Annotated in this window: 13 protein-coding genes; 5 read left to right on the top strand and 8 right to left on the bottom strand. The window is 72.8% G+C overall.

Going from position 1 to position 24357, the window contains the following annotated elements; translation table 11 throughout:
- Positions 1–21: 21 nt before the first annotated feature.
- Together ACFU6I_RS14800 and ACFU6I_RS14795 are read right to left on the bottom strand one after the other, a co-directional pair.
- The gene (locus tag ACFU6I_RS14800) at positions 22–2760 is read right to left on the bottom strand and encodes a family 78 glycoside hydrolase catalytic domain (RefSeq protein ID WP_384365673.1); all 2739 of its coding nucleotides are present in this window, start codon (positions 2758–2760) and stop codon (positions 22–24) included.
- An 11-nt stretch (positions 2761–2771) separates the two neighbouring features.
- Positions 2772–4298: an alpha-L-fucosidase gene (locus ACFU6I_RS14795; RefSeq protein WP_384365670.1), complete on the bottom strand. Its 1527-nt coding sequence runs from the start codon at positions 4296–4298 to the stop codon at positions 2772–2774.
- Between the two features lie 50 nt (positions 4299–4348).
- On the opposite strand from ACFU6I_RS14795, the gene ACFU6I_RS14790 reads away from it, so the two are divergent.
- Complete coding sequence (locus ACFU6I_RS14790) at positions 4349–6583, top strand: beta-galactosidase (RefSeq protein WP_384365667.1); 2235 nt, start codon at positions 4349–4351, stop codon at positions 6581–6583.
- Here the strand turns inward: ACFU6I_RS14790 and ACFU6I_RS14785 are convergent.
- Genes ACFU6I_RS14785 through ACFU6I_RS14765 form a run of 5 tightly spaced genes read right to left on the bottom strand, consistent with a single transcriptional unit; the run spans position 6526 to position 15833 of the window.
- Complete coding sequence (locus ACFU6I_RS14785) at positions 6526–9537, bottom strand: glycoside hydrolase family 2 TIM barrel-domain containing protein (protein ID WP_384365664.1); 3012 nt, start codon at positions 9535–9537, stop codon at positions 6526–6528. The two genes, ACFU6I_RS14790 and ACFU6I_RS14785, sit on opposite strands and share 58 nt — an antisense overlap.
- Before the next feature lie 56 nt (positions 9538–9593).
- On the bottom strand, positions 9594–12146 hold the full coding sequence (locus ACFU6I_RS14780) for a family 78 glycoside hydrolase catalytic domain (protein WP_384365661.1): 2553 nt from the start codon (positions 12144–12146) through the stop codon (positions 9594–9596).
- Positions 12143–13531 carry a four-carbon acid sugar kinase family protein gene (locus ACFU6I_RS14775; RefSeq protein WP_384365657.1) on the bottom strand — a complete coding sequence of 463 codons (1389 nt, stop codon included), beginning with the start codon at positions 13529–13531 and terminating at the stop codon, positions 12143–12145. Before ACFU6I_RS14775 ends, ACFU6I_RS14780 begins: the two co-directional genes overlap by 4 nt.
- The gene (locus tag ACFU6I_RS14770; protein ID WP_384365654.1) at positions 13528–14793 is read right to left on the bottom strand and encodes a RuBisCO large subunit C-terminal-like domain-containing protein; all 1266 of its coding nucleotides are present in this window, start codon (positions 14791–14793) and stop codon (positions 13528–13530) included. Before ACFU6I_RS14770 ends, ACFU6I_RS14775 begins: the two co-directional genes overlap by 4 nt.
- 32 nt (positions 14794–14825) lie before the next feature.
- A complete protein-coding gene (locus ACFU6I_RS14765) occupies positions 14826–15833 on the bottom strand; it encodes a zinc-binding dehydrogenase (protein WP_384365651.1) in 1008 nt (335 codons plus the stop codon).
- Between the two features lie 237 nt (positions 15834–16070).
- Here ACFU6I_RS14765 and ACFU6I_RS14760 point away from each other — a divergent pair, with 237 nt between their 5' ends.
- The 4 genes from ACFU6I_RS14760 to ACFU6I_RS14745 are packed head-to-tail and all read left to right on the top strand — an operon-like array spanning position 16071 to position 22216.
- A complete protein-coding gene (locus ACFU6I_RS14760) occupies positions 16071–17792 on the top strand; it encodes a hypothetical protein (protein WP_384365648.1) in 1722 nt (573 codons plus the stop codon).
- A complete protein-coding gene (locus tag ACFU6I_RS14755) occupies positions 17789–19201 on the top strand; it encodes a glycoside hydrolase family 28 protein (RefSeq protein ID WP_384365645.1) in 1413 nt (470 codons plus the stop codon). Before ACFU6I_RS14760 ends, ACFU6I_RS14755 begins: the two co-directional genes overlap by 4 nt.
- On the top strand, positions 19198–20550 hold the full coding sequence (locus ACFU6I_RS14750) for a glycoside hydrolase family 28 protein (RefSeq protein ID WP_384365642.1): 1353 nt from the start codon (positions 19198–19200) through the stop codon (positions 20548–20550). The genes ACFU6I_RS14755 and ACFU6I_RS14750 overlap by 4 nt, the downstream gene beginning before the upstream one ends.
- A complete protein-coding gene (locus ACFU6I_RS14745; protein ID WP_384365639.1) occupies positions 20531–22216 on the top strand; it encodes a DapH/DapD/GlmU-related protein in 1686 nt (561 codons plus the stop codon). The genes ACFU6I_RS14750 and ACFU6I_RS14745 overlap by 20 nt, the downstream gene beginning before the upstream one ends.
- On the opposite strand, the gene ACFU6I_RS14740 is transcribed toward ACFU6I_RS14745, so the two are convergent.
- Positions 22162–24219 (bottom strand): hypothetical protein, encoded by a 2058-nt coding sequence (locus tag ACFU6I_RS14740; RefSeq protein ID WP_384365637.1) that lies wholly within the window; start codon positions 24217–24219, stop codon positions 22162–22164. The genes ACFU6I_RS14745 and ACFU6I_RS14740 overlap by 55 nt on opposite strands.
- Between the last annotated feature and the right edge of the window lie 138 nt (positions 24220–24357).

Genomic DNA, 24357 nt, shown 5'->3' with positions numbered 1-24357 from the left:
TCGACGGCCCCGGCGCGGGGATCACAGAAGGGTGTCACCGACCCCGGCGGGGGGATCACAGGGCGGTGTCGCCGACCCCCGACCCAGCGAACCGCAGCCGCAGTCCTCGTCGCTGCCCGCGACGAACGGGTGGCCCGTCACCGACACCGTCCGGCCGTCGGCGACATGCGGGACTTCGAACACATGGCGTCCCGCGCCCCGGGTCAGTGACGCTCCGCCGCCCGGGAGATGGATGTCGGCCTGCGCGCCGGGCGGTACCAGGACCTCCACGACCAGGGTCGTCCCCTCGATGCGCCAGCCGGCCTCGGCCCTTCCGTAGGGCGTGAGGTGGGCAGCCTGCGCACGGGTCAGCGTGCCCCCGGGCGTGGGTGCCACCCGGATGCGGCGCCAGCCGGGTGCGGCGGCGGCGAGACCTGCCACGGTGCGGTGGAGCCAGTCGGCCACCGAGCCGAGCGCGTAGTGGTTGAAGGACGTCATCTGCCCCGGGTTGACGCTGCCGTCGGGCAGCATCGAGTCCCAGCGCTCCCAGACCGTGGTCGCCCCCATGGTGACGGGGTAGAGCCAGGACGGGCAGTGCCGTTCGGCGATCATGCGGTGGGCGAGCGGGGCGTGGCCGGCCAGACAGAGCGCCTCGCAGATCAGCGGGGTTCCGGCGAAGCCCGTGGCGATACGGAACCCGGCCCGGCGCACGAGCTGCGCGAGACGTTCCCCGGCGTGCCGCCGCTGTGCCGCCTCGGAGAACAGATCGAAGCACAGCGCCAGCGCATAGGCGGTCTGGGAGTCGGACGAGAGACGTCCGGCCGGAGTGACGAACTCGTCGGCGAACGCGCCGCGAAGACGGACAGCGAGGGCGCGATGGCGGGCGGCGTCGTCCTTCTCGTCGAGCAGTTCCCCGATGTCGGCCAGCAGGTCCGTGGAGTGGACGAGGTGGGCCAGGGCGACGAGCCCGGCATCGGTGCGGGCGGCGGCGGGGTCATCGGGCGGCGCCCCCGGGTCGAGCCAGTCGCCGAGCTGGTCCGGATCCCGCCACAGCCCGCCGCCTTCGGCCCCGTGGCCGGACGCGCACGCGATCCACGCGGTCATGGAGGGGTACTGAGTACGCAGCAGTTCTAAGTCACCGGTCTCCCGGTACAGCGCCCACGGGACCAGGACGGCGGCGTCGCCCCACAGTGCATGCGGCTGCCCGCCCATCGACGGGTCGAGTATGTCGGGGACCACCAGGGGCACCGAACTGTCGGGGCGGGCCAGTTGTTCGGCGGCGAGGTCGCGCAGCCAGCCGGACAGCATGCCGGTGCAGCCGTGCAGAAAGGCGGCGGTGGGTGCGAACACGGCGATGTCACCGGTCCAGCCCATCCGTTCGTCGCGCTGCGGGCAGTCGGTGGGGAGGTCGACGAAGTTGCCGAGCAGCGAGTGGACGACATTCTCGTGGAACCGGTTCACCGTCGCGTCCGAACTGTCGAACCATCCGGTCCGCTCCAGGTCGGTGTGGAGGACGACGGCCTCGACCGCGGCCTCGTCGAAGGGGCCGGGCCAGCCGTCGAACTCCGCGTACCGGAACCCGTGGAAGGTGAAGCGGGGCTCCCAGGTCTCGGGCTCCCCCGTGCCACGCAGCACGTAGGTATCGGTGGCAGCGGCCCGGCGCAGAGGACGCACCGCGAGTTCGCCGTGCTCAAGGACTTCGGCGTGGCGCAGGGTGACGGTGTGTCCGGCGGTACCTGTGACGCGTATCCGGAGCCGTCCCACGAGGTTCTGACCGAAGTCGGCCACGGTGCGACCGGAGGGCGTGGTGAGTACCTCGCGAACGGGGACCGTGCGAATACGGCGGACCGGTGGGCCGGTGGGTGCGGTGATCCGGGCGGTGGGCGGCGGGAGTTCGCGCACCCGGGACCAGCCACGGGTGTCGTGGCCCGGCCGGGACCAGCCGTCCCGCTCCAGGCGGGCGTCGTAGTGCTCGCCGTCGTACAGCTCGGAGCGCACCAGGGGGCCGGTGGCCCCGTGCCAAGCGGAATCGGTGGCGACGGTCCGGACGGTGCCGTCGGTGTGGTGCAACTCCAGCTGGGCGAGGAGGGCGCGCCGCCGCCCGTAGTGGTGGCGGCTGCCGCCGTCCCAGCCGAGGCGTCCCGTGTACCAGCCCTCGCCGAGGAGGGCGCCGATCGTGTTGGGGCCGGGCCGCAGCAGGGCGGTGACGTCGTGGGTGCGGTGGCGCAACCGGTGGTGGTAGGAGGACCAGCCGGGTTCGAGCACCTCGTCACCGACGCGGACTCCGTTGATCTCGGTCTCGTAGACGCCCAGGCCGGTGGTGTAAAGGCGGGCGGAGGCGATGTCTGCGTCGATACGGAAGTCCCGGCGGAGCAGGGCCGCCGGCAGTGCGCCCTCGTCGTCGCCGGTATCGGGGGTGACGAACGAGGCGCTCCAGTCGGCAGGGTCCAGCAGCCCGGTCTCGACGTCGGCGGGCTCGGACCAGGGGCTGGGAGTGTCGTCGGCGCCGCCCCACACCCGTACCCGTACGGTGGCGCGGTTGCGCGAGGCGAGCGGGGGGCCGGGCCAGGGGACCAGCACGGACTCGGCGCCGGGGGTGCGCCCGGTGTCGGCAAGTATCGCACCGTCTGCTCCAGCGATCCGTACGCGGTAGGCGCGCTGCGTCCAGTCGGGTTCGTCGGTCAGGGTCCGCCAGCTCAGGCGCGGGGCAGGTTCGCCGATGCCGAGTGCGTGGCGGTGGTGTTCGAAGGTGGGGGCCGTCACCGTCGTCGGGTGCTGCACGGCGGGTCCTCTCAGTCCAGTTCGACGCGCAGGACCTGCGCGTACGGGGTGGGGGGCCGTCCGGCGGGCAGGTGGACATCGAGGCTGTCCGGACCCTCGGTCCAGCGGACCGGGGTGTCGGTGCCGAGCAGGGTGATGCGGCGGGGCGGGGTACTGACCAGGCCCCGGGAAGGGGCGAGGCTCTCGATGCGGACGGTGCGGTTGTCGGGCCAGACCATCAGGAAGACGTAGAGGGTGCGGCGGTCGGCGCCGACGGTGAAGCGGAGGTCGTGCGGGGTGTAGACGAGCGCCTTCTCACGCGCGCGGTCGCCTGTGACGTTGGTGGGGCCTTCTCCGTAGACCTTCCAGGGGCGGCTGCCGAAGACGGCTTCGCCGCACCTGTCGGTCCAGGCACCGAGCGAGTCGAGGACGGCGCCGGTCGCCTCGTCGATGGTGCCGTCCGGGAGCTGGGGGACGTTGAGGAGCAGGCAGCCGTTCTTGGATACGGTGTCGACCAGCAGGTGAATGATCTCGGGGGCGGTCTTGTAGCGCTCGCCGTCGGCGTAGAACCAGTCGCCGATGCTGGTGTCGTACTGCCAGGGGTGCGGGTCGAGACCACCGAGCTGCCCGCGTTCGACGTCGAGGAGTACGGCACCGCGGTCCTCGTCGGGAATGGTCTTGATGGAGACGGTCCCCTCCGGCCTGCGGGCGTAGTAGTCGGCGAGGAACTCCAGACCGCGGCGGCTGGGCGGGGCCGCCTGGCACACACTCCCCTCGTCGAAGGGCATCCTGGAGTCGTCCAGGTAGACGAGGTCGGCGTCGTGGCGGAGGGCGACGTCGCGCAGCCGCGCATAGAAGTCGTCGACGAAGGCCGCGTCCGGCTTGTCGCCGGGGCACCGGGGGCGGCCGTACAGGGCCCGCGGGTCGAGCCCTTCCCACCAGGTGCCGGTCCCGTCCGCCGCGGTGAGGTGTCCGTCGTACGGGACGCCCGCGTGGGGACCGTCGGCGTCCCGGCCGAACGCCGAATCGAGCCAGCGCCACGTCCAGGAGCCGGCGTGCATGCTGACGCCGAAGCGCAGTCCGGCGGCGTGGGCGGCATCGGCCCAGCGGGCGACGATGTCGGTGCGCGGCCCGACGTTGACGGAGTTCCACGGCTGGTGGGAGGAGTCCCACAGGTCGAAGTTGTCGCAGTGCGTCGCAAGGGAGACGAAGTAGCGGGCGCCGGTCCTGCGGAAGCGGTCCATCAGCTTCTCCGGGTCGAACCGTTCGGCCTTCCAGGAGTGGCACAGATCCTTGTGGCCGAAGACGGAGGGGTGGCCGAAGTGTTCGCGGTGGTGGGCCGTCTGACGTGCTGTCCGCTCCCGTTCGAATCCTTCGGTGCCTTCGTAGGGGCCGTAGAGGTGGCGGGCGTACCAGTCACCCCTGCGGGCCGCGGACTGCGGGCCCCAGTGCGCCCAGATACCGAGCTTCGCGTCACGGAACCAGTCCGGCACCCGGTGGCCGCGAAGCGATTCCCAGTCGGGTCGGTAGGTGTTCCTCAGGTCATGGTCGGCGGTCATCCAACTCCCTTTCCCTTGACGGCATTCAGATGGCATGCCACCTTCTGGCCATGTCTGACTTCCTCGAACGACTGGAACGACTGGAACGCACGCAACGACGCGAGCGAGCAGCCGCGCACACCGACCGGGTCCGGGTGGGGGCCGCTTATTACCACGAGTACCAGCCCACCGACCGCCTGGAGACGGACCTCGATCTGATGGCCTCGACGGGGCTCTCGCTGATCCGGGTCGGCGAGTCGGTGTGGTCCACCTGGGAGCCCGAGGACGGGGTCTTCGACGTGGACTGGGTGGTGCCGATCCTGGACGGGGCGCACGCCCGCGGCATCCGCGTACTGCTCGGCACCCCGACCTACGCGGTGCCGCCGTGGCTGCAGCGCGCCCACCCGGAGATGGCGGCGGTCCGGGCGGACGGCGGCCGGGTGCCGTGGGGCGCCCGGCAGGAAGTCGACTTCACCCACCCGGTGTTCCGCAGGTACGCGGAGCGGGTGGTGCGCCGTGTCGTCGCGGCGCACGCGGGCCACCCCGCGGTGGCCGGGTTCCAGGTAGACAACGAGCCGGGTCTGCTCCTGCTGCACAACGACGGGGTGTTCGAGGAGTTCGTGTCCCGGCTGCGCGCGCGGTACGGGAGCGTCGAGAGGCTCAACTCGGCGTGGGGGCTGACCTACTGGTCGCACCGGCTGTCCTCCTGGACCGAGCTGTGGAGGCCCGGCGGCAACACCACCCCGTCCTACGACCTGGCCTGGCGCCGCTATCAGGCGGATCTGACGTCCGAGTTCATCGCCTGGCAGGCGGACATCGTGCGCGAGTACGCCCGGCCCGGGCAGTACGTCACGACCTGCCTGGCGGTGACCCGCCCGGCGGTGGACGAGGAGGCGGTCGCGGAGGCACTGGATGTGACGGCCGGCAATGTCTACTACGTGGCGCAGGACGAAGTGGCGCTGCCCGACGAGGGCCGACGGTACGAGGGCGGCTGGTTCGGCCAGGGAGTGTGGCAGATCCACCTGTCGGCGGACCGGCTGTGGGGCGCCCGCCAGGAGCCCTTTCTGGTCACCGAGACGAACGCCTCCTCCATCAACGCGTCGCACGCCAGCCATCCCGGCTACGAGGGGCAGTTGCGGCAGGCCGCCTGGACGCTGGCCGCGCGGGGCGCGCGCCTGATGCAGTACTGGCACTGGCACACGCTGCCGTACGGGGCGGAGACCTACTGGGGCGGCATCCTCGGGCACGACCTCGAACCCGGCCGCATTCAGCGCGAAGTCGCCCGGGTGGCCTCGGAGTTCGAGGCGGCCGGGGATTCCCTGACCGGGCTGGTCCCGGACGCGGACGCGGTCTTCGTCCGGTCCGTGGAGAGCGACTGGGCGATGCGGTGCCAGCCGCCGCTGTCGCTCCCGGGGACCTTCACCCCCGATCCCCGGTCGTACGAGCGCATATTCGGCGCGTTCTTCAAGGGGTTCTTCGACGCCGGCGCGCAGGCCCGGATCATGTCGCCCCGACAGCTCGCCGCCTCCCTGCGCCGCTCCCCCGGCACGCTCCCGGGCATCCTGGTGGTGCCCGCTCTGTACCTGTGCGACAGCGAACTGCCGGATCTTCTCGACGGGTACGCGCGCTCCGGCGGCCATCTGGTGCTGACGTTCCGGACCGGTTACGCCGACGAGGAGGCGCGAGCCCGCGCCGAGACTGCCCCCGGTGCGGTGCTGCGGGCGGCAGCCGGGGTGCGCTGCGTGGAGTACGCGAATCTGACCGGCCCGCTGACCGTCACGGCGGCCGAGGGGTCCGGGCTGCCGCTCGCATCCGGCACGCGGGCCCTGGAGTGGGCCGACGGCCTGGAGGCGGACGACGCCCTGCCGCTCGCGCACTACGTCCACCCACACTTCGGACGGTGGCCGGCCGCGACCGTCCGGGACCACGGGCGGGGTCGGGTGACCTATGTCGGGACGCTGCCGGACAGCGCCTTCGCCGAGGCGCTGGCCCGGCATGTGGCGGGCTGCACGACCGCGGCGGCATGCTGGGGCCCGCTGCCCGCGACGGTGCACGTGACCTCGGCCCGCAACGGGCTCGGCGAACGCCTGTGGTTCGTCCACAACTGGGCGTGGGAGCCGGTGCGGGTCGCGGTACCCGAGGCGGTGCGGGACGTGCTCGGCGAGGAGCGCCTCGCCCCGCGTGAGGAGCTGCGGCTGGGCGCGTGGGACCTCCGGGTGCTCCGCGCGGACGGCGGCCGCGCCGCGGGTCACGCCGGACCGCCGGGCGCGAGCGGACGCAGCAGGAACTCCATCCGCCAGGGCTGAGGTCGCAGTTGGTGACGGTCCAGGGGCGCCGGCCCGCAGGAGGCGCTGCCGAGTCCGTGCTGGGCGACGTCCAGATGGAGGTGGATGTGCTCGCCCGGCACCAGATCGTGCGGATGAGCGGCCGCTTCGAGTTGCTCGACGGACCAGGGGCGGACGGAGAGGCCGAAGACTCCCATCCCGCCGGCCGCCTCCACGCGGAGCCCCCGGCCGGTGGCGGGGTCGGCCAGTTCGGCCCAGCGGACGTCCGCCCGCCGTCCGTTCTCCTGCGGGACGACATAGGGGGTCTGGAGGGCGGCGACGTCCGCGGCGAACAGTCCGACACGGGCGGCCTGTGCACTGTCCGGGTACGCCTCTCCCGGGCCCTTTCCGTACCAGCGGACCCGGTCGTGGCGAGCGGGCAGCGTGAAACGCACGCCCACGCGCGGCAAGGTCAGGCCGGCCCAGGGGCCGTCCGGGGTGATCTCGACGGTCAGCCGCAGCGCCTCGCCGTTCGGGGCCCAGGTGTGGCGGACACGCAGACCGTGCGGCAGTCCGTCCGGCGCCGACCTGGAACGCACGAGCAACTCGTGCGGGCGCCGCTCGACGCTCTCGGTGCGCAGTACCAGGCGGTCCAGTCCGGCCTTGCGCCAGAGGCGCAGCACGGAGTTCGCGCCCATTCCCCGGTCGTTGTCGGTGGGCGCCCGCCACACGTCGAGGTACGGGCCCTCCAGTTCCAGGCCGGCCAGTTCTGCCAGCAGCCCGGTGCGCTCGTCGAAGGTGCCGGCCGCCGGGGTCCGCCCGGGTCCGATGGCCGCCGGGCGGGGGATGGGCCCGCCGATGCGGGCCTGGGCCCAGGCGACCTCGTGACCGGCCGGCGCCCACGGTTCGTCGGCCGCCAGCACGGCCCGAACCGTCAGCCAGGTCTCCCCCGCGGGCCCGGCAGCCCGGCCGGGCGGTTCCGGCGGGCAGGGCAGTTCCGGGAAGGGCATGTCCGCGTCCTGGCGCGCGGGCACCGGTGGCGTCTTCAGCTCGCCGTCTGCGACCGGGATCCCGTCCGTCTCCAGGGTCCAGCGGAACAGCAGGTGCGCCAGGTCCCGTGCGTCGTACCGGTTGCGCAGTGCGATCCGGCCGGCCGCGGGGTCGAGGCCGATCCCGACCGGCTCGACGGCCTTCTTGTACGCCGCGAGGCCGGGCGAGGGGGCGCGGTCGGGGAAGAGCAGCCCGTCGATGCAGAAGGTACCGCCGTGGGGGCTGTCCCCGAAGTCGCCGCCGTAGGCGAAGTACGTCCCGCCGTCCTCGCCGGTGCGGCGCAGACCGTGATCGATCCACTCCCAGACGAAGGCTCCGGCACAGCGCGGGTGGGATTCCAGGGTGCGCTGGTACTCGGTGAGCGAGCCGGGACCGTTGCCCATGGCGTGCGCGAACTCACAGAGAAGAAAGGGGAGTTGTCGTCGACGGGCCTCCGCCTCGGGGGCGTCGGCCGTCTCGGGTGGCGCCTCCTCCTCATGGCGGCCGATGCGGTCCACCTCGTCCACGGGGGCGTACATCAGGCTGTAGAAGTCGGAGTGGCGGTAGGTGCGGTCCCGCTCGTAGTGCAGCGGCCGCGACGGGTCGCGCTCCCGGGTCCAGTCGGCGAGGGCTCCCAGGTTGGTTCCGTGGTGGCTCTCGTTGCCCAGGGACCAGATGACGACGCTGGGGTGGTTCTTGTCGCGCTCGACGGTGCGCCGCATCCGGTCCAGGATCATCGGGCGCCACCGGGGGTCGTCGGCGGGGTTGCCCACCCAGTCCGCGTGGATGAAGCCGTGGGTCTCCAGGTCGCACTCGTCCACGACCCACATGCCGAGTTCGTCGCAGAGGTCGAGGAAGGCGGGGTGCGGGGGGTAGTGCGCCATACGCACCGCGTTGATGTTGTGCCGCTTCATCAGGAGCAGGTCCTCGCGCATGGTGTCGCGGCCGATGGCGCGGCCCCGGTCGGGGTCGTGCTCGTGCCGGTTGACGCCGCGCAGCAGCACGGGGACGCCGTTGACGGTGAAGCGGCCGTCGCGGATCGCCACGGTGCGGAAGCCGATGCGCAGGCGGACGGGTGCGGCGCCGGAGAGGGGGGCGAGGTCGGCGGCGTACAGGTGGGGCAGCTCGGCACTCCACGGTTCGACGCCGGGCAATTGGATCGGCCGGTCAGCGGGGTGGTCGTGGACGCCGAGGCCGGGCAGCGACACGAGAGCGGGGACGTCGGACTCGATGCGCAGGGTTCCGCTGCCCCGTTCGTGGTCGTAGGAGGCGTGCACGAAGTAGTCGCAGATCGATCCCGGCGGGACCTCCAGCAGCATCACGTCGCGGAAGATGCCGGGCAGCCACCACATGTCCTGGTCCTCCAGGTAGCTGCCGGAGGACCAGCGGTGGACGCGTACCGCGAGGTCGTTGCGGCCGCGGCGCAGCGCGGGTCCGGCGTCGAACTCCGAGGGCAGCCGACTGCCCTTCGATGTGCCGAGTTCGACACCGTTGAGCCAGACCTTGAAGCAGGAGTCGACACCCTCGAAGCGCAGCACGGTGGAGCCGTCGCCAGTGACCGGCCAGTCGTCGGGCAGGTCGAAGGTGCGGTGGTGGTCGCCGGTCGGGTTGGCGTCGGGGACGTGCGGCGGGTCGATGGGGAACGGGTAGGCGGTATTCGTGTAGCGCGGCACGTCGTGGCCCTGGAGGACCCAGTGGCCGGGGACGGTCAGCGGTGACCAGGAGGGGACGTCCTCGGCAGGGCCGCCGGGCGCGAGGAAGTCGAGGGGCGCGTCGGCGACCGGCGACAGGCGGAAGGACCAGGTGCCGCCGAGGTCCAACCGTCGGCCCCCGAGGGGGAAATGGGCGCGCGGCGCGAGACGGCCGCTCCCCGGGGTCAGATCGGCCCAGTAGGCCGCGGAGGCGGTGGTGTCCATCGGGTCACCGTGGTGCGGTGCGGTCGCCGCCGGGCGGTCCGTGTCCGTCATCGGTCCCTCGCCTTCGGCCGGCGGCCGCTGTCGCACTTCTGGTAGCCGTCGCTCGCTCATCGTGCCGTCCAGTCGCCGGGGACCGTGAACTCCCAGCTGCCGGGCTCCACTTCCCGTACGTCCCGGCCGCCGCCAGGCAGTGGCAGTTCCACCCGGGAGGGTGCGCCGGGCGGCAGCACCACGGTCAGCCGGAATGCGTCCGGTCGTCGGTGCCAGGCCACGGCGGTGCGTCCCCGCGGTGTCTCGTACCAGGCGCTCGCCCGGGTAAGGCCACCCACCGGGGCGGGCCGGACGACGATGCGCTCGTATGCGACGGAGTCCGCCGCCTGCCGCAGTCCCGCCAGGGAGGCGGTGAGCCATTCGGAGGCGGCGCCGAGCATGAAGTGGTTCTGGGAGGAGCCGCGGGTGGGGCCGTCCCAGCGTTCGGTCAGCGCGGTCGCGCCGTGGGCGAGCTGGTAGCCGTAACTGGGGTTGTCGGTGCGGCTCAGCAGGTCCGCGACGACGTCGTCGCGTTCGTGCGCGGACAGGACGCGCAGCAGTGCGGGCAGGGCGATCTCGCCGACGGTGACGTGGCCGTCCGCTGCCCGGACCGAGTCGACCAGGTGGTCCAGCACGGCCGGGACCTCCTCGGCAGGGACGGCGCCCATCTCCAGGGCGAGCGCGTCGCAGGCCTGGCTGCCGCTGCCGTAGGTGTGGCGGGCCGGGTCGAAGAACTCCGTGTGGAAGGCCCGGGCGACGCGGTCCGCGAGCCGGTGGTGGGCGGCGGCATCGTCGGGCCGGCCGATCGCCTCGGCGATGTCGCCCAGCGCGGCGGCGATGCGCTGGTGGGCGTAGGTCGCGGTGACTGCCCTGGGGGTGGAGTTGTCGAACGCGATCCAGTCGGCCAGTCCGTGGTGCAGCAGCAGGCCGTCGTCCGAGCGGGAGTGCAGGTGGCCGAGGTAGCGCAGCATGTCCGGGTAGTGGGTGCGCAGTGTCGTGGTGTCGCCGTAGGTGCGGTACAGGTGCCAGGGGGCGAGGACCAGGGCGCCGCCCCAGTTGGCGTCGTCGCGGAACTTGTCCTCGAACACGGTGTACTCGGGGGCGATGCCCGGCACGAGGCCTTCGGCGGTCTGCGCGTCGGCCATGTCGCGCACCAGCTTGCGGTAGTACGCGGCGACGTCGTAGCCGCCGGCCACGACGGGGAAGACGAGGTGGGCCTGCTCGAGCCAGCCGAGCTTCTCGCGGTGCGGGCAGTCGGTGAGGACACTGAACATGTTGCCCTGGACGGCCCGGTCGATGATGCGGTGGATGCCGTTCAGCAGGTCCGACGAGCAGCTGAAACCACCGGCACGCGCGTTGGCGGTCCGCATGACCTCGCCGCTCACGGTGTCCGGCGCGGGGGCGCCGGGCAGTCCCTCCACCTGGAGGTAGCGGAATCCGTGGTACACCGTCGCCGGGGCCCATACCTCGCCTCCCGGATCCCCGCGCAAGGTGTAGCGGTCGTAGCAGGGGGTGCCGGTGAAGCGCTGGTTCACCGTGCCGTCGTCGGCGAGCAGCTCGGCGGGGCGGATCACGACGGACGCCCCGGCGGGTCCGGTGACCGTGAGGCACGGGCGGCCCGCGATGTTGACGCCGAGGTCGAAGACATGGATGCCGGGCCTCGGTTCGGCGACCGATACCGGCGCGACGGTGTCGACCACCTCGACGGGCGGGTGGGTGCGGGCGTTCAGTGTCACGCCCTCCAGCGGAGCCTCGACGGCGGCGCTCCATTGCGCGCGGTCGTGTCCGGGGCGGTCCCATCCGTGCCGTTCGAGGCGGGCGTCGTACTCCTCGCCGCCGAACCAGGCCGACAGGGTCACGGGGCCCCCGGCGGCATGCCAGGCCCCGTCGGTGACCAGACTGGTGGAGGTGCCGTCGGCGAGAACGGCGTGGAGCACGGCGATGGCCCGGGGGCGGCCGTGGTCGATGTGGAGTTTGGCGTAGCGCCCCGGGATCCTCGGCGCGTGCGCGATGCCGTTGCCGAGGCTCAGCCCCACGGTGTTGTCGCCCGGGCGCAGTGCGTCGGTGATGTCGTAGGTGGCGTAGATCAGGCGGGTTCCGTAGTCGGTGTAGCCGGGTTCGAGGAGGGCGCGGCCTGCGCGGACGCCGTTGACGGATGCCTCGTAGGAGCCGAGGGCGGTGGCGTGGAGACGGGCCGTGACCGGGGTGGACGGCAGGTGGAAGTCCACGGCGAGCAGCGGGAGCCGGGCGGGCCCGCCGGTGTCCGGGGCGGTGATCCACCGGGCGCCGGACCAGTCGGCCGCGGTGGGCAGCCCGGTCTCCCACGTCGCGGCGGAGCTCCAGGGCGAGAGTCCGTCGTCGTACCGGACCCGGACCCGCCACCAGACGCGCCGGCGGACGCCGGGCGGTTTGCCGTCGTAGCGGACGCAGGTGCTGCGCGAATCCTCCACCGGTCCGCTGTCCCAGAGGTCGCAGGCGTCGAAGGCCAGCAGGCCGGGGTCGGTGGCGGCCTGGATCCGGTAGGCCCGCTGCCGGCCGGCGGTCCGCCATGACAGGTCCGGGTGCTGCTCGTCGATGCCGAGCGGGTCGGCGAGATGGGCCGTACGCAGAGTGTGCGGTGCGGTCGTCACGTCTCGGGCTCCCTGGGTGGCTCGGTGGTCGGGTCGGTGGAGCGGATGCGTCCGGCCACCCGGTCGAAGAGGTCGACCGGGCCGGCCTGGCCGCCCTTGAGGACGGCCGACACGCCGTCGAGGCGCGGGTCTTCGAACGTCAGCCGGCACAGGGCCGCGCCGGGGGCGAGCAGGGTGTCGATCTCGGCGGTGCGGGTGCCCAGGCGGGCGGCGACCCGTCCCGCCGTGTCACCGCCCGCCACCACCACGCGGCGCACTCCGGCGTCGACGGCGGCCCGTACGGCGTGGACGAGGATGCCGCCGAGGCAGTCTGCGGGGTCGGTGCCCGGAGCGTCGCGGCGGCCGGCCGGCACGGCGTGCACGACGACACCGGGTGCGCGGCCGCCGAGGGCACGCAGCACCGCCCGGCGGAGCCGGGCCAGGGCGGCGGGCGAGGTGTCGCAGCCGTGGTCCGGGTCCACCGGCACCGGCACGCCTGCCCAGCCGTGGTCCGTGGCGTGGCGGATCTGGGCGGCGGTGCGGAGGGCGCGGCTGCCTGAGACGACGATCGCACGGGCGGGTTCCGGCGAGCCGTAGGGGTGTGTTCGCCCGGTGCCGGCGAGGACCTGTCCGACCGCGAGGCTGAGGCCGCCCGAACCGAGTGCGAAGACGGGGGACGGGCCGCCCAGGAGCGCCAGTCGGGCCGCGTGCCGGGCGTGCGCGGGCGTCAGCGCGTCCAGGACTACGAGTCCGGGGCGGCCGGCGGCCGCCGCCTCGTAGGCGAGCCGGGCGTCGGCGAGGGGCAGTTCGTACACCGTCAGGTCGAGGCCGCTGACGGGGAGTCCGGTCTGCCGGCCGAGGTGCTTCCGCAGGTCGGACTCGCCCATGGGGGTGACCGGGTGACGGGACATGGTGGGCTGGCGGTCGAGACGGTGCACCCGGCCGTCGTCGTCCCGGGCGAAGTGGTGGCCGAAGGCGGTGTACCGCCCGAAGTCGGGCTGCGCGGCCAGGACGGGCACAGGCGCCCGGCCGAACACCTCGTGGCCGGTCTCGGCGGCACGGCCCAGGCTCCCCGTTCCGGGTGAGGAGTCGGCGGTGGAGCAGATCTTGTACTGCACGAATCCGGCCCCGGTGGCGCGCAGTTCCTCCAGGACGGGCCGGATCACGTCGGCCATCTCGGCGGTGGGCAGCGCGCGGGCGGCGCCCGCCACCCCGATCACATCGAACCCGCCCGTGGCGGCGGCCTTCCGCACCGCGCCGGGGTCGAAGAGCAGCACACCGCGCAGGCCTGCCCGGTGGAACTGGGCGAGAGCGTCGGTGGACCCGGTGACGTCGTCGCCGTAGAACGCCGCCAGGGGCGGGGTCACGCCGGAGGCCGGGCCGTGGCCGGTGGGTGCGGCCGTCATCCTCGGATCCCGCCGAACCGTTCGAGGGCGAGGGCCAGCGTCCGGTCCCGGGCGGCGGCCTCGGCCAGTGGTTCGCCCTCCGCCGCCGCCCGCCACGCCGAGCGCATCGCCGCGACGCCGGCGCCGGGGCCCTGCGGGTGGGCGTGGATGCCGCCGCCGGCCAGAACCAGCAGGTCGGGCGTGCCGGTGAGTTCCAGGGTGCGGTGGGCGAGGCCGGGCCACTGACCGGAGGAAAGCACGGGCAGGGCCTCGTAACCGCCGAGGAACGGGGTGCGCATCGCGTGGACGGAGGCGACCACATCTTCGTCGGTCTCGTAGAACTTGCTGTCGATGCCGCCGACGTGGAGCTGGTCGACGCCGGAGAGCCGGGCGAGTTTCTGGAACACCAGGGGGCCGAGGCCGAGCTGGGGGCTGCGCAGCAGCGCCCCGCTCATGGCGCGGTGCCCGTGGATCGGCAACGTCGCGTGTTCGCGCAGATGGGCGACGCCCGCCAGGCCCAAGGTCTGCACGCACACCATCACGCAGGTGCCGCCGGCCTCGCGCACCAGGTCGTGGTTGGCTTCGAGGCGTCCGATGTCGTCGGTGATGTTGAAGGCGTACATGGTGCGGCGGCCGGTGAGGCCGGCGGCCCGGTCGAGCTCCTCGTTGACGACCTTGATCCGCTCGGGCAGGGGGGCGTGCGGCGGGTTCCCGTTGAGTTCGTCGTCCTTGACGAAGTCGATCCCAGCCATGGCCAGTTCACGCACCAGGGTGCGCAGCGCATCAAGCCGGAGGCCGACCCCGGGCTTGACGATCGTGCCGATCAGGGTGCCGTCGGGGGCGCCCATGAGGCGCCGGGTGCCCGCCGTGCCGAAGGCCGGGCCGGGGTAGCGTCCGGCGAACGCGGCGGGCAGGTCGAGGTCGACCAGACGCACGGCGGCCATCTCGCGGAGTTCGAAGAGGTTGCCCGCGACCGCCGCCAGCAGGTTCGGTACGGATGGGCCGAAGTTGTGCAGCGGGAAAGCGATCCGGACGCGGGCACGGTGTGGGCGCGGGCCGGCCTCCGGGGGTCTGGTCGCCCCGGGCAGCGGGGGGTTCCCGGAGTCGGGGAGGGTGGTCACCTCGAGGACGGTCGCCCCGAACCGGGTGCGCAGTACGTCGCTCTCGCCCGGGACGCGTACGAAGGTGCCGGTGGACTGCTCGTTCGCCAGTACCGCGGCCGCCGCCCGGGGCGGCAGCCAGCTTTCGACGTCGTAGACCGCGACGACCTGTTCGTCCGCCATGCCTGCCTCTCTTCTGTACGGGCTCTTCGGGGTCAGCGCGCCGGGTCCAGCAGGACTTTCATGACGTCGCTCCCCCGGTCGAGCTCCTCGAAGGCGTCCTGGGCCGCGGCCAGCGGCGCCGGTTCGGCCGTGATCAGGGGGCGTACGTCGAGCGCGCCGCCGGCCACCGCACGGGCCGCGGCGCGGAAGTCGCCGGGGGTGTACAGGGAGGAGCCCTTGACCCGGATCTCCTTGAGTACCAGGGGATTCAGCCCGGCGCGCACCGTCTCGCCGAACATCGGCAGCACGACGACGGTGCCACGCGGGCGGCAGAGGGCGAGCGCCTCGTCCATGCAGCCCGGGTGCCCGGAGGCGACGACGACGGCGTCGAAATCGTCGGCCCGTCCTTCACCCGCCACCGCTCCGTAGCGGGCGTCCAGGGTGCGGCAGCCGGTGGCGCGGGCGGCCAGGTCGAGTGCCCGGGGGCGCACGTCGGTGACGAGGACGTCCTCGGCGCCGTGCAGGCGGGCGACCGCCGCGGTCAGATGGCCGATGGTGCCCGCGCCCAGCACCGCGAGGCGGGTTCCGAACCGCACGCCCGCTGTCCCGACGGTGTGCCAGGCCACCGCGGCGGGCTCGATCAGCGCGCCCTGCGCGTACGACAGTGCACCGGGCAGCGGCACCAGTGCGCGCCGCGGCAGCACGACGTACTGGGCGAGAAGCCCGGGGAGGCCCGCGCCGGGCAGCCGCCGGTACGCGCACAGGTGGGACAGCCCTCTCTCGCAGTGTCCGCACCGCCCGCAGGACGCCAGTGGCAGCACGGCGACCTTGGTGCCCTGCGCAACCGTGCCGTCAGCGGCTTCCGCCACCCGGCCCGCTCCTTCGTGGCCCAGAACCACCGGTGGCTCCCGGAACGGATGGCGGCCGCGGAAGGCCGCGGTGTCGCTGCCGCACAGGCCCACCGCCCGCATCTCGACCAGGGCCTCCCCCTCGCCGAATGGCGGAACCCCGGACTCCTCGATCTCGATCCCGCCGGCCCGCTTCAGCACGGCACTGCGCATCAGCCCTCCGCCCACTCCATCACCCCTGTCTTGCAGGTGACTGGCATGCCACCTGGAGAGGGGCGAACGTCCGGAACCGTAGAACCCCTGGAAGGTGGCGTCAACACCCTCCACCTCACCAACACGCGGTCATATGCAGCATTTTCGCGGCTCTTGACGCTCTTCAGTACCGCGCTTAGCGTCTTTCCCCGACGCGCGCACCACTGATTCACCGGACTCAGAGACGGCGTGGAAACGATGACTGGCATACCAGCAACCCTGCTCCTGGAAGAACGGGCCGAGCTGGCCATGAACGCCGTGGTGGGTCTGGCCGACCCCGATCTCGGCGGCATCCCCTTCTTCGGTGCCGACCTGACCGCCGAGCCGGCCGCGCTGCGGCACGGCGACTGGGACTACGGCTCCAGCCATGGCCGACTCACCGACGCCTGCGTGCTCGCCCGGCAGATGACCGGCGTCTCGTCGTGGAGCGACGTCGAGGCGGTGTACAGGAAGACACTGCTCGCCCTGATCGGTGACGACGGGCTCACCCGGCGGCGCAGCCATCCGCGCGGCCACTGGGAGCCGAACGCGAACATGATCGACCAGCGCGCCACCCTGCTCGCGCTCACCACCTGGTACCAGGAGAGCGGCGACGAGGAGGCCGCGTCCGCGGCCGACCGGCTGGTGGCGGCACTGCACCGGATCGCGGTCAAGGAACGCGACGTCTGGTACTACCCGGCGTCCGAGTACACCGACCGCGGCTGGCCTTCCGCCAACGCGGTACAACTCCATCTGGCCCCGGATCCGGCGTCGTTCTGCGGGCGGCTCATCATGCCGCTGCTGCGCTGGCACCGGTTGACCGGCAACGAGCAGGCCTGGGAACTGTGCGGGTGGTTCGCCCGGCTGATCACCGAGCACAGCGGGGTGTTCCTTCCGGACGGCTCGTTCAACGCGGCGCTCGCCTACCGCAGCGGGCACTTCCACACCCGGCTCGGCACCCTGGACGGCCTGGCGCGGTACGCGGTGGACTCGGGCGACCACGCCCTGACCGAGTTCGTGCGCCGCTCCTTCGACTGGGCGCTCGGCCGGTGCACCGCCTTCGGGTGGACACCGGGCGACCTGGCCGGCCAGCGCTACGAGCACGAGACCTGCTCCCTGGTGGACCTGATCGCCATCGCGGGCACCCTGGCCGGCGCGGGCCACCACCGCTACTGGGGCGTACTGGAGCGTTTCCTGCGGGGCCATCTGACCACCGCTCAGCTCCTGGACGTCTCCTGGGTCCGCTCGGCCCCCGACCGCACGCTGGACGAGCCGGGGTGGGTCACCCACCACCGGGTCGGTGAGCGGCTGCGCGGCGCGTTCGCCGGGTACAGCGCGCCCAACGACTATGTCTGCGACAGCGTCCTCGGCCGGGGCCACACCGCGGACGTACAGGCCTGCTGCGTCGGATCCGGCGTCCGCGGCCTGTTCACCGGCTGGTCCCTCGCCGTCACCGGCGACGAGCGGCTGGTCCGCGTCAACCTGCTGCTCAACCGCGGCAGCCGGTTCGTCCATGTGCTCAGCCACCTCCCGCACACCGGGAGGGTGGACCTCGACGTCCGCGAGGACTGCCGCGAACTGCGGCTGCGCGTCCCCGACTGGGCGGGCTACGCGCAGGTGCGGGTGGTCCGCACCACGCCCGGCGGGAGCGAGCGCACCCGGCACGGGCACGAGCCCGGCCTGTGGGCCTCTGACGGATCGCTCTCGGTGCGCGAGCCCCGCGCGGGCGAGCGCGTCACCGTCACCTTTCCCCTGCCCGAGAACGTCACCGACGAGACCGCCTCCGGACGTGTCTACCGCACGCGCTGGCGCGGCGACGAAGTCATCGGCATCGCCCCGGAAGGAATCACCCGACCCATGTATCCGAACCGCACCCCCTCGCCGCAGGCCCCCCTGCGCGAGTACACACTGCACGTTCCCGCGAAGGAGTGGTCCTGGTGAACGCCCCCGACCGCAGGACCTTCCTCGCCACGGCAGGTCTCGCCGCCGCCGGGGTGGCGGCCGGCACCGCATCCACCGCGCACGCGGAAGGGTCCACGGTGCCCGGGGCGCAGCGCCGGGCCGCCCGCATTCTCGCCAGGATCCACGACCCGCGCTTCCCGGAGCTGCGGGTGTCGATCGCCGACCACGGAGCCGTCGGGGACGGCGTGCACGACTGCACGGACGCCATCCGGGACGCCATCGAGACATGTGCGCGAGCGGGCGGCGGACACGTCGTGGTGCCGCCCGGCGAATGGCTGACGGGGGCGGTCCACCTCCGGGACCGGATCGACCTCCACGTGGAGGAGGGGGCCACCCTGCGGTTCCGGCAGGAGCCGGAGGCATATCTGCCGGCCGTCTACACCCGGTACGAAGGCGTCGAGTGCTTCAACTACTCACCGCTGGTGTACGCCTTCGAGTGCCGCACGGTGGCGGTCACCGGGCGGGGCACCCTCGACGGGCAGGCCGACTGGACGCACTGGTGGGACTGGACCAAGGGGGTGGACGGGGGCCCTTCACCGCAGAACCCCGACATCAAGCAGTTGCTGGCGATGGGAGACGCGGGCACCCCCGTGCCGCAACGCGTGTTCGGCGCGGGGCACTTCCTGCGGCCCAACATGATCCAGTTCTACCGCTGCCAGGACGTGCTTGTCGAGGGCGTCACGGTCAGCAACTCGCCGATGTGGAACATCCACCCGGTGCTGTCCACCAACGTCACCGTGCGCGGTGTCACCGTGGACAGCCCGGTCGGGCCGAACAACGACGGGGTGGACCCCGAGTCGTGCTCGTACGTCCTCATCCAGGACTGCCTCTTCGACACCGGTGACGACTGCATCGCCTTCAAGGCCGGCAAGAACGCCGACGGCCGGCGGGTGGGTGTGCCGATGGAGCACGCCCTGGTCGAGCGCTGCGAGATGCGCGACGGGCACGGCGGCGTCACCCTGGGCAGCGAGAACTCCGGCGGCATCTCCGACATCGTCGCCCGGCACTGCGTGATGGACAGCCCGCGCCTGGACCGGGCGATCCGCCTCAAGTCGAACCCGCTGCGCGGCGGTTACCTGCGCGACGTGCTGTGCCACGACATCACCGTCGGCGAGGTCGGGGACGCGGTCGTGGAGATCGCGCTGAACTACGAACGGGTGGAGACCGGCGATTTCTACCCGGACGTGCGGCGGATCGAGATCCACCGGGTCACCACCAGCGCGGGACCGCGCGCCTGGACCTTCATCGGCAACGACGCCAACCCGATCCACGACGTGCTGCTGAGCGACTGCGCCTTCAACGGCATGACCGGTCCGAACGAGCAGCGCAACATCGAGGGCCTGGTGCTGCGCGACGTCACCATCAACGGCCAGGAGGCGTCGCCTTGACCGGCCCGCAGATGAGAACTCCGGCAGATCCTCCGGTCGGGGATCCGTGGGCCGAGGCGGACGCGGTGACGGCCCGGGTGGTGCCGCCCCGGTTCCCCGGCCGCGACTTCCCGGTGACCGCGTACGGCGCCGCCGGTGACGGGCGGACCGACTGCACGCTCGCGATCAGGCACGCCGTCACCGCCTGCCACTCGGCGGGCGGCGGCCGGGTCACCGTCCCGCCCGGAGTCTTCCTCACGGGTCCGGTGCGACTGCGCAGCCAGGTGGAGCTGCATCTGGAGGAGGGTGCCACGCTGCGCTTCGTCCAGGAACCGGCCCGGTACCTGCCGCCCGTGCTCACCCGGTTCCAGGGCGTCGAGTGCTACGGCTACGCGCCGTTCATCCATGCCCATGACGAGCGGGACATCGCAATCAGCGGTTCCGGTGTGCTGGACGGTCAGGCCGATGAGGAGCACTGGTGGCCCTGGGCCGGGCAGGAGGAGTTCGGCTGGCGGCCGGGCATGCAGCACCAGGAGCAGGACTGGCCCGAGCTGTGGCGGCAGGCCGAGGACAACGACCCGGTCGAACAGCGTGTGTACGCCGACGGACGGCACTTCCGCCCCGACTTCATCGAGTTCCGGCGGTGTCACGGCGTGCTGATCGAGGGGGTGACGATCGTCCGCTCACCCATGTGGGAGATCCACCCGGTGCTGTGCACCAACGTCACCGTCCAGGATGTGGTGATCGACAGCATCGGCCCCAACAACGACGGCATCGACCCCGAGTCCTGCCGGGACGTGGTGATCCGGCGCTGCGACATCACGGCCGGCGACGACTGCATCGCCATCAAGTCGGGGCGCGAGGCCGACGGCCGCCGGGTCGCCACGCCGAGCGAGAACATCGTGATCGAGGACTGCGTGCTGCGTCACCGCTACGGAGCGATCACCCTGGGCAGCGACATGACCGGAGGCATCCGCAACGTGTACGTACGGCGTTGCCGCATCGGCGGCCCGGGCCTGTACTTCGGCCTGTACATCAAGACCAACTCGGTGCGCGGCGGCTTCGCGGAGAACGTCCACCTCACGGACCTGACGGTCACCCACCTGACCAAGGAGTTCATCACCTGCGACTTCGACCGGGGCGAGGGTGACACGGGTGCCTACCCGCCCCGGGTGGAGAACGTCAGCGTCAGCCGGGCGACGGTCGGCCGGGCCCGCCGGGGCGTGCTCGCCCGGGGATACGCCCACGCGCCGATCCGGGAACTGCTCCTGGAGGACGTGAGGTTCGAGGAACTGGCGGAGGAGGACATCGTCACTCACGTGTCCGGATACGCGAGGAAGAAGGTGACCGGTGGCCGTGACGGAGGGTGAGGCACGCCCCGGGCGGTTCGATTACTGTCCTTGGGAGTTCTGGAGCAGGAGCGACGACAAGGAGCGTGCCGCGCAGCTCGCCCACCAGGAGGCGCTCGCGGAGCGGCTGCGCGCGGACGGCGGTACGGCCGAGTTCGGCGACCGGGTGTTCGTGTCTCCGTGGGCGGGGGTCCACACCGATTCCCTGCGGATGGGCGACCGGTCGTACGTCGGCGCGCACGCGGTCGTCACCGACGAGGTGTCGATGGGCCGCAACTGCACGCTCAACCCGTTCTCCACGGCCCGCGGCAAGGTGCTGATGGGAGACGGGGTGCGGGTGGGGGCGCACACCTCGCTGCTGGGGTTCAACCACGGCTTCGCCCCGGGCGCGCCGGTCCACAAGCAGCCCCTGACCTCGAAGGGGATCGTCCTGGGCGACGACGTATGGATCGGTTCCCACGTGGTGGTCGTGGACGGGGTGACCATCGGCGACCACTGCGTCGTCGGGGCGGGGGCGGTGGTCACCAAGGACCTGCCGGCCTGGTCGGTGGCGGCGGGCAGCCCCGCACGGCGGCTGCGGGACCGGCGGGACACCGCGCCGGGCCCGGGCCCTTCCTCCGCCCGGCCGTCGGCGGGCGGTCTCGACGGACGGCTCGAGGCGTTCGCGCGGCGGGCCCGGGAGCAGGCGGCCGGGGTGCTGGACCGCTGCCGTACGGAGGGCGTGCCGGCCGACCGGCCGGGGGCCGCGCCGACGGTGCGCGCCGGCTGCGACGCGGTGGAGATCGCGGACCTGCTGCTGGGCGGGCCGCCGCCCGGTGAGGACCGCGACGCGCTGGTGGAGCGGTTGCGGGCGCTCCAGGACCCTCTGACGGGGCTGGTGCCGGAGATCGGTGGTCCCGCCCCGTCGCTGGACGACCACGCGGCGATGTACCACATCCTCTGTGTCGGCTACGCGCTCGGCCTGCTCGGCTCATGCTTCGCGCACCCGGTGCGGGCCGTGACCGGACTGCCGGCCGAGCGGCTGGTGGAGCGGCTGGACGCGCTGCCGTGGCGGACCGAGGCGTGGCGCAGCGGGAACTGGGTGGACGGGGTGGGGACGGCGCTGCACTTCGCCTCCCTGGACGCCTCCCCCAGCGCCTCACCGCAGGCCGAGGCGCTGTTCGGCTGGCTGCTGTCGCGGGCCGACCCACGGCACGGCCTGTGGGGCGAGCCGGACGCCAGGGAGGGCTGGCGACAGCCGGTCAACGGCTTCTACCGGGTCTCGCGCGGGTCCTTCGCGCAGTTCGGGCTGCCGGTTCCGTATCCGGAGCGGGTGGTGGACACGGTGCTGGCGCACAGCCTCGATCCGGCGTGGTTCGGTCCGGACCGGGGCACGGCGTGCGACGTCCTGGACGTGGCCCACCCGCTGTGGCTCTGCGCCCGGCGCACCGGGCACCGGGCCGGCGAGGGCCGGGACTGGGCGCGGGGGCAGTTGGAGCGGGTGCTGACCAGGTGGCAGGACGGCGCCGGGTTCTCCTTCGCCCTGCAGCCCGGGGAGCGCAAGGACCGACTCCCCGGACTGCAGGGCACCGAGATGTGGCTCGCGGTGACCTGGCTGCTCGCCGACCTGCTCGGGGTCGGCGAGGCGCTCGGCTACCGCCCCCGGGGCATCCACCGGCCCGAGCCGGCACCCGGCGGCGCCGGCTGAGGGGACCGGCCGGACCGCATGCGCAGCACCTGGGACAACACCTGGGCCGTCACCCAGGAGGGGTTCCAGGTGTTGCTGCTTCCGCGGTCCTGCCAGTTGGTGGGGAAGAAGCCCTCGGCCTGCTCTCCCGGGTCGTCGAAGCCCCACTCCCCCGGCCGGGTGCAGATGCCCTGGCCGAGGGCGTTCAGGATGAGCTCGCCGAGCTCGCGGTAGACCGGCCGGTCCACGAGGTCGCCCAGCCGGGCGAGTTCGTACGCCGGGAAGAACACGTCGATGTGGTGGTTCTGGACGCTGACACCGGGCCAGCCGGTGGTGGAGAAGCCGTGTCCGAAGGGCGTGTCCCACTGGTAGACCCAGGTGAGGAGCCAGTCGGCGGCCTCCTGGGCGCGGTCGGCCCACCGCTGTTCGCCGGTGAGCCGCAGCAGCTCGTAGGCGCACAGGAAGTAGGCCATGCCGCCTTCCTTGTCCTCGCAGGCGGCGTCGAGCGTGGCGTGGGCGAAGGGGGTGGTGTAGTCGTCGGCGAAGCGCCGGTGGTACTCCTCCACGAGCGCCCCGGCGTCCCGGAGCAGGTGCGGCTCGCCGGTGACGCGGTACGTCTTGAGCATCGCGAGGACACAGGGCAGCCCGGCCGTCCCGGCGAAGGAGGTCAGGGGCGTGCCGTCGGTGAGCCAGCCGAAGGGCGGCGGCCCGTCACCGCAGGCCGCCGCGACGCCCGCGGTGAGCGTCCGCACCCACGCGTCGGGGACGTCGAGGGTGTGCCGGCGGAACAGCCGTACGATGTCAGCGAGATCGCAGAGGTTGTCGCCGAAGGCCCGGGCTGAGACGTACGGGCCCTCCTCCCCGTCGAACCCGGTCCAGAGGCGTTCCCGGGTGGCGTAGAAGCTGAGGTGCAGTCCAGGCGCGCCAGGGACTGCGCTGCCGGCGAGATGGAACTCCACGGCCTTGCGGCAGCGTTCGACGCGCCGGGGTTCGTCGTTCTCGATGCCCAGGCGGGCGTCGCACCAGGCGAGCCGGAGGCTCTGGCCCGTCCATCCGTACATGAACCCGGCCCGGTGGCCGGGGCCGGTGAACTTGAGGTAGCCGGCGGCGTCGCCGTCGTCGTACCAGCGCCGGTCGAGGGCCTCGGTCTTGAGGCGGACCAGTGCGTCCTGGGAGAGCGGGTTCGCGCCGCGCGGCCGGTACAGGGCCAGACCGCGGTGGACGAGGGTGCGGAAGCCGTGTCCCGGCCGGCTGGTGCGGCCCCAGTCGAGGGCGTGGTGGGCGTGGTGCTCCTCGCCCGGGGCCAGGTCGCGGTAGCCCGCCGCGCACGGGGCGGTGCGGGCCTTGTGGACGTAGGCGACGTCGGGCTCGCCGTTGAGGAGCAGGGCGCCGCTCACGCCGAGCAGGGTGACCCCCTGGGGCCGGTGGATCGCACCGAGGGAGCCCGGTCCCGGCCGGGCCGCGAACAGAGTGGCATACCGGTCTTCGCCGCCACTCCCCCACTCGGCGTGTGTGCAGGGGACGGGCAGCCGGTGGTCCTCGACGACGAGTCCGCCGGTGTCCGCCGCCAGGCGCGGGACGACGCGGCCGGGGTCGGCCGAGGGGTTGCCCCGGTAGAGGACCAGGGGCAGCGTGACCGCTTCCGGCCGCCGGGCGGGCAGCGGCAGGGCGATGCCCAGGACGACGTCCCGGCATGGAGTGGCGCCGTTCCAGCGCCAGGTGGTGCGGAGGTGCAGCAGGTCGTCCTCGAAGACCAGGGAGAGCCGGACCTCCAGCTCGGACGGGTCCGCGAGGGTGCAGTGGATCTCCAGCCGGTCCCCGGCGGACCGGACCTCGCAGGCTCCGACGCCGGGCCGGGTGGGGGCCCAGGGGCGGCCGACGGAAAGGACGAGGAGGTCATCCAGCGGGACCGCGAGCCGGGCCGGCTCCCCACCGTCGTCGTGGCCGAGCACCAGTCGCGACGGGCTCCGTCCGTCGCCTTCGGCGAACTCGACGTATCTGACTCCGCTGCTGATCCTCAACATTCACAACTCCCTTTTCTGTAGGCACTGTTGACCGTTCGAACCGTCAGGTGAACCATTGTGGCATTCGTCTGGCATACCAGTGGCGTTCCTTGCCGGTCTCATCGTCTGGCCCGTCGGCGATTCCCCCAAGAAGGAGAG

Source organism: Streptomyces sp. NPDC057486 (assembly GCF_042802415.1).
In the GTDB taxonomy this organism is placed as follows: Bacteria; Actinomycetota; Actinomycetes; order Streptomycetales; family Streptomycetaceae; genus Streptomyces; species Streptomyces yanii.
Note: the sequence above shows the minus strand (reverse complement) of the source record. Positions and strands in the feature narration are given on the sequence as shown.

Coding starts and splice junctions, on each gene's coding strand:
- ACFU6I_RS14795 (WP_384365670.1), bottom strand. CDS start 4,298: ATGACCGCCGACCATGACCTGAGGAACACCTACCGACCCGACTGGGAA.
- ACFU6I_RS14790 (WP_384365667.1), top strand. CDS start 4,349: ATGTCTGACTTCCTCGAACGACTGGAACGACTGGAACGCACGCAACGA.
- ACFU6I_RS14785 (WP_384365664.1), bottom strand. CDS start 9,537: ATGACGGACACGGACCGCCCGGCGGCGACCGCACCGCACCACGGTGAC.
- ACFU6I_RS14775 (WP_384365657.1), bottom strand. CDS start 13,531: ATGACGGCCGCACCCACCGGCCACGGCCCGGCCTCCGGCGTGACCCCG.
- ACFU6I_RS14770 (WP_384365654.1), bottom strand. CDS start 14,793: ATGGCGGACGAACAGGTCGTCGCGGTCTACGACGTCGAAAGCTGGCTG.
- ACFU6I_RS14765 (WP_384365651.1), bottom strand. CDS start 15,833: ATGCGCAGTGCCGTGCTGAAGCGGGCCGGCGGGATCGAGATCGAGGAG.
- ACFU6I_RS14760 (WP_384365648.1), top strand. CDS start 16,071: ATGACTGGCATACCAGCAACCCTGCTCCTGGAAGAACGGGCCGAGCTG.
- ACFU6I_RS14740 (WP_384365637.1), bottom strand. CDS start 24,219: ATGTTGAGGATCAGCAGCGGAGTCAGATACGTCGAGTTCGCCGAAGGC.